This window comes from Dietzia sp. CQ4 (assembly GCF_014145125.1).
Classification (GTDB): Bacteria; Actinomycetota; Actinomycetes; order Mycobacteriales; family Mycobacteriaceae; genus Dietzia; species Dietzia natronolimnaea.
This window is the reverse complement of sequence record NZ_JAALDZ010000070.1, coordinates 1-4520: the sequence shown is the minus strand read 5'-3', so window position 1 is coordinate 4520 and position 4520 is coordinate 1. Positions and strand designations below refer to the sequence as shown.

At 60.8% G+C, this 4520-nt stretch carries 7 protein-coding genes; 1 reads left to right on the top strand and 6 read right to left on the bottom strand.

The window, feature by feature from the left end; translation table 11 throughout:
- Nucleotides 1–153: 153 nt before the first annotated feature.
- From G6031_RS19070 to G6031_RS04785, 5 genes are all read right to left on the bottom strand, one after another.
- Complete coding sequence (locus G6031_RS19070; protein ID WP_159110332.1) at nt 154–315, bottom strand: toxin-antitoxin system HicB family antitoxin; 162 nt, start codon at nt 313–315, stop codon at nt 154–156.
- A gap of 181 nt (nt 316–496) precedes the next feature.
- A complete protein-coding gene (locus G6031_RS04800) occupies nt 497–796 on the bottom strand; it encodes a hypothetical protein (RefSeq protein WP_106386905.1) in 300 nt (99 codons plus the stop codon).
- Nucleotides 793–1575, bottom strand: coding sequence for an AAA family ATPase (locus G6031_RS04795; protein WP_031264777.1), 783 nt, complete (start codon nt 1573–1575; stop codon nt 793–795). Before G6031_RS04795 ends, G6031_RS04800 begins: the two co-directional genes overlap by 4 nt.
- Before the next feature lie 251 nt (nt 1576–1826).
- Nucleotides 1827–2081, bottom strand: coding sequence for a hypothetical protein (locus tag G6031_RS04790; protein ID WP_182652614.1), 255 nt, complete (start codon nt 2079–2081; stop codon nt 1827–1829).
- A complete protein-coding gene (locus G6031_RS04785) occupies nt 2063–2323 on the bottom strand; it encodes a ribbon-helix-helix protein, CopG family (protein WP_061917231.1) in 261 nt (86 codons plus the stop codon). Before G6031_RS04785 ends, G6031_RS04790 begins: the two co-directional genes overlap by 19 nt.
- 563 nt (nt 2324–2886) lie before the next feature.
- Here G6031_RS04785 and G6031_RS04775 point away from each other — a divergent pair.
- Nucleotides 2887–4089: a hypothetical protein gene (locus tag G6031_RS04775; protein WP_182652613.1), complete on the top strand. Its 1203-nt coding sequence runs from the start codon at nt 2887–2889 to the stop codon at nt 4087–4089.
- A gap of 147 nt (nt 4090–4236) precedes the next feature.
- Here G6031_RS04775 and G6031_RS18645 read toward each other — a convergent pair.
- A partial coding sequence (locus G6031_RS18645) for a hypothetical protein (RefSeq protein WP_206682142.1) occupies nt 4237–4520 on the bottom strand: 284 nt, incomplete at its 5' end.

The window sequence follows — 4520 nt, the reverse complement described above, 5'->3', positions numbered from 1 at the left end:
GAAGCACAGCTCTCCTAATTGGTGAGCAACACCGAGTTTGAGCGCCAACTCAGACTCTTGACTTTCGATACCGGCCCACTCGCCAGTGGGCCGGTATCAGTCATTTCAGGTGCTGCATGGAGTGTTCAGTTTTCAGTCAGGCAGCTGGCTACTTCACGCGGGAATCGCCTCCTGGTCGTCGTAGCTCGACACGGCTTCAGACATGCCGAGGTGTGCCGCTGCGACCTCGGCTACGTACTGGTTCATTGAGATGCCACGGGCTGCCGCTTCACGTCGAAGCGCGTCGTAGACATCTGAAGGTACGCGGACTGTCATTCGTGTCCGCTCCCCTAGCGCTGGTCTCCCAGGCCCAGATCGTGTGGTCGCCATGACGTCAAAAATGGCATGCCTGACGTCAAAAATGCGCGCGACACGCGCAAGGCGTCAAACATGCCGCGAGCGGCGCCCTCGAGGACCGACGCGCCTTGGAGGTCGGGTCACTCCCCAATCAGCTGGCTCAACACCCCTTTGACTCCAAGTACTCGACGATGGCCTTGTCGGTGATAGAAGCAATGCTGATGGTGCGGTCGCCAGTTTCGTAGCGGAGCTTGTCTACTGCACGTAATAGACGCGCTTTAGTGGACGGGCGAAGCCGTACGTTGTGCTGCTCTGTCAGTCGCTCTTCTTCAGCTGAGCCGCCTGGCGCGGAAGCCGGGGGCGTGGGAATAGCTGGTGGCTTAGTTCGTGAAGGCCTCTCAGGCAGGTCTGCTGCAGGATGCACAGCTCGACGGATTGCGGGTTCACGTTCGATGCTCATGCTGCAGCTCCTTTGGGGCCAAGCGCTAGCTCTGCTAGCAGATCTGTATACGCGACCTGGAGGGCTAGGGCCTTTCCGCCGGTGAAGCTATGGATCGGTGTGTGCGAGCTATGTGCGTCCTGGCGTGCGGTTAGCTCCGGGATTGAGGTCTTAGCCACCAAGTCCCCGTACGTGTCGCGAAGTTCACGCTCGCGGAATTGGTGTTCGCCGGTTGTTCTCTTGCGGCTCAGGACGAGCTTTTCGAGCACGAGGTGCGGGTTGGGTCGCCTCTGGACGTTACGGATAGTCTCTTGCAGGTTTTCAATCCCGCGGACACTGTCAATGGTCGGCTCAGTGACAGCGATGACTCCGTCTGCTGCGCAAAGCACGGCGAAGAGGAGCTTCCCCAGAGATGGTGGGCAGTCAAATAGGACCGCGTCGTAGGCGGACAGGTCGAGCCCCTCGAATGCGATGTCGAGGCGGAAGATGAGGTCATTGGCGCCGTCAGATTCGATGTTCGCCAGCGCTTCGTTGGATGGGATGAGATCCACTTTGTCCCATGGAGTTGCGATGACTGCGTCGGCTGCCGACCCCGGGACCGTTCGGTTCATGAGGTCGAATGTCGTCATCATGGTCTCCGTCAATTCGACACCGAGGCCCGTCGTGGAGTTGCCCTGAGGATCGACGTCCACCACTAGAACGTTGCGTCCTTGATGGCTTAGCGCACTGGCCAAGCCCAGCGTTGTAGCAGTTTTGCCGACGCCGCCCTTCTGGTTGCAGAGAGCCAGTTTTCGAGTCAATGTCCATTCCTCTCCACGAAGGTAGCCGGGCGAAGCTAGCTGTGACGACAGCTCTAGCGAACCTAGCTCGAATAGTAAGACTACCTTGCGTGTCTAGCACAGCTGTGGCAACAACGCTAGCTAAGAAGACTAACTGTGCTTTACAGGCTATCAGTGATAGCAAAGCTATGACTGCGACGCTAGCTATTGCGAAGTAACTAGCGTACGGTGCCAAGGCCAACAGGCCCAGTGGAGTGCGGTCGCAATCGGCTTCAGTCAAGTAGGTCGAGGTAGGTGCGGCGCGCCTTCATTGCGTGAATGACTTCGGTACTGCCGTCGTCGTAATGCAGAGCGACCAATTCCAGCACTCGGGCCTGGGAGTCGAATCCAAGCGTGAGGACCCGTTGGGGGTGGTCGTCGTCGAGTGGTCCGGCCAGGAGGGGAGTGGCCAGCGCGGCGAGGATGTCGTTGTCGCTGAGGCCGTGCTTGCGAGCGGATTGCCGGATGATCACGAGGCGGCGGCCCACTGGGCCAGCGCCTGACGGATCGCCTCGGACCGGTTGAGGTGCTCGCGTTCAGCACGAGCCATGACGGCCCCAAGCTCGGCGTCAGTAAGGCGGACCGGCACGACCTTCGCTGCGTGTTCGGCTCGCGCCGGGCGGCCAAGGCGCTTGCCCAACCACTCGGGGTCGTAGCCAGTTTCGGCTTCATCGACCCACTGGGCGATCTGCTCCTCGGAAACGTTGTGGCCCTGAATCTTCCGCTCCATGAACACAATCGTAATACGAATACCTGGCCAGGGGAAGGAACGCACTGGGGTCAGCCAAGCGACAGGTTTGTTAGGTACCCGGGTCCTTCGGCTCTCGCCCAAACCCCGGCTCAACACCATCGGGGCCGAAAGCGTCGACCAGGACCGCCCCGGGCCCTGCTAGCGAGCACCGGCCACACCTGTCGAGACGCTAACAGCGACCACAGGTGCATTTGGTTCTGACCAGCAGTAACGACAGAAACGACATTATCGGCGCACAGAACAGGCCGTTCCTGATCGGGTCGGGGAGTTGTTCCCCTATGGATCGTCCGGTTCGTCCTCCGAGGTCATGACTTCGTCGATGCCCTGGGTCTCCCACTGGCTGTAGGCGGTGCGGTGCCCCTTGACGAGCCAATCGATTCGGCCGTTGGCAGTCCGGCCGGCCGCGATCGCGGCGGCGGCACTCGGCCTGTTGAAGACGTAGTTTCACCGGGGACGGACAGCACGGTAGACAAGTTCGTCCGCGCTACGGAAGGTCCGGCATACTTCGCCATGACCAGGATGAAGGCTCGTACGGGGTGGCAATGGAATCTGATGACATCAAGGGGCGACTACCGGAAGAACGCCGTTTCAAAAATGTCCTCGTTAGTGCGTGCGTTGCAGTCGCCTCGTTCGTTCTGGCCTTCGTGGCAACGACCCTGGTAAAGGCCTCGCAGTCACCTCAAGACATCACCTCGAACTGGTTCGTGGCATGGGGCACGTGGGGTGGCGGACTGGCCGCTGCCGCTGCCTTCCTGATCGCAGCTTTCAGCATTTCCGTCGCCAGCGCCCACGCTCGTTTCGACCGCCGTGAGGCAGCCGAGATCCGTGAGGACAACGATATGGCGCAAGCTCGCCTCTTGAGCATCTACAAGGTGGAGGACGGGCGCTCGCTCCCTTCGCTGCCAACGTTCCGAATCGAGAACCGCAGCAAGGACCTGTTTTTCGACGTGACGGTTCCGTACGTCGACTCGCCCTACGGGCCTGACAACAGTCTGGAGCGCCGGACCGCGGAGCTAGTCGCGCAAGAAAACCGGCTCCACGAGCACATTCCGACTGCCGAGCAGTTGACCCCGTATCGGGACCATAATGAGGACGAGGTGTGGTTCACCCTTGTGACAGTCCACACTCGGGATGCGAGCGAAATCGAATTTGAGGTTAGGTACACCGACGCCAATGGCCGGCGATGGTCCCAACAACTCGGCGGCACAATTGAGCGAGTCACGACGACTGAGGCCGTTCAAGTGCGACCACCAGACCGGTTCCAGCCACCCCAGCAGATCAGTCTCATGTCTGCCGTCGAGAGCTGGCGCCTAGGCGCTCGCTTCACCAAGAACCTTCCACCGCTGCAGACTGACGAGCAGTTTCTGGAAGTACTCGGAGCGCGGGACGCCCGCAATTGGCAGCGCATCGAGCGCACCAGCGACGTGACCGTGGTACCCGTCCAACACGCCGACGGGTCGCTTAAGTCAGACGAGGGCGAGGTGTCCGTGACGTTCTCGCCCAAAGCGCCGCCGTTTTGGGAGGAGCACTTTCTAAAGCCCCTCACGGAGGCTGGACTCCGGTCAGCCGGCGGCCGTAGCCAGTACGACCAAACCGTAGAGTTCAGATTCGACGAGCAAGCGAATCGCGTCGAATTCACCAGACTGTTCGACGATGCCATCGCGTACGCGAACGAGCAGTTCGAGCAGAACGAACTGGCGGCTGCCCGCCGGGCCTTGGTTGCCCGGGGCCATGTGCTGGAGTGACGTCTTCGCTTAGTGGCAACGTCGGCCGCTCTAAGGCGCAATTCCGACGGACTGAGTACTCCCCCGTGTGGTGCACAGTGACCGCGCCCCGACCGGTTCTTCCGGAAGGTCAGCCCACCGTCACTCTGGGGTACACCCAGTGGGGGCCTACCTTGGCCTCGGCTGCGAGACATGCCGAAGGACCAGTCCAGCCATGCGTTTCCGATCGAGGTGTGCGGGCACTGGGAACCCAGCGTTCTTGCGGACGACTCTCTCGGCGAGCTCATGGAGGATCCGCGCCGCGTCTCGCTTGAAGCCGATCAGGCCGCTGTCGGCCAATTTCCAGGGCACTTCTGGATGAGCCTCTCTTATCTCTAGCAGCGAGTGCAGATCCGCAACGTCCTTCTCCAGTAGTGCCCCATAGAGTGGTGTAACTCGGTGGCCGAGATCGT

Excerpts from the sequence above, each read along its gene's own strand:
- G6031_RS19070 (WP_159110332.1), bottom strand. The coding sequence starts at position 315 with ATGACAGTCCGCGTACCTTCAGATGTCTACGACGCGCTTCGACGTGAA.
- G6031_RS04785 (WP_061917231.1), bottom strand. The coding sequence starts at position 2,323 with ATGGAGCGGAAGATTCAGGGCCACAACGTTTCCGAGGAGCAGATCGCC.
- G6031_RS04775 (WP_182652613.1), top strand. The coding sequence starts at position 2,887 with ATGGAATCTGATGACATCAAGGGGCGACTACCGGAAGAACGCCGTTTC.
- G6031_RS04800 (WP_106386905.1), bottom strand. The coding sequence starts at position 796 with ATGAGCATCGAACGTGAACCCGCAATCCGTCGAGCTGTGCATCCTGCA.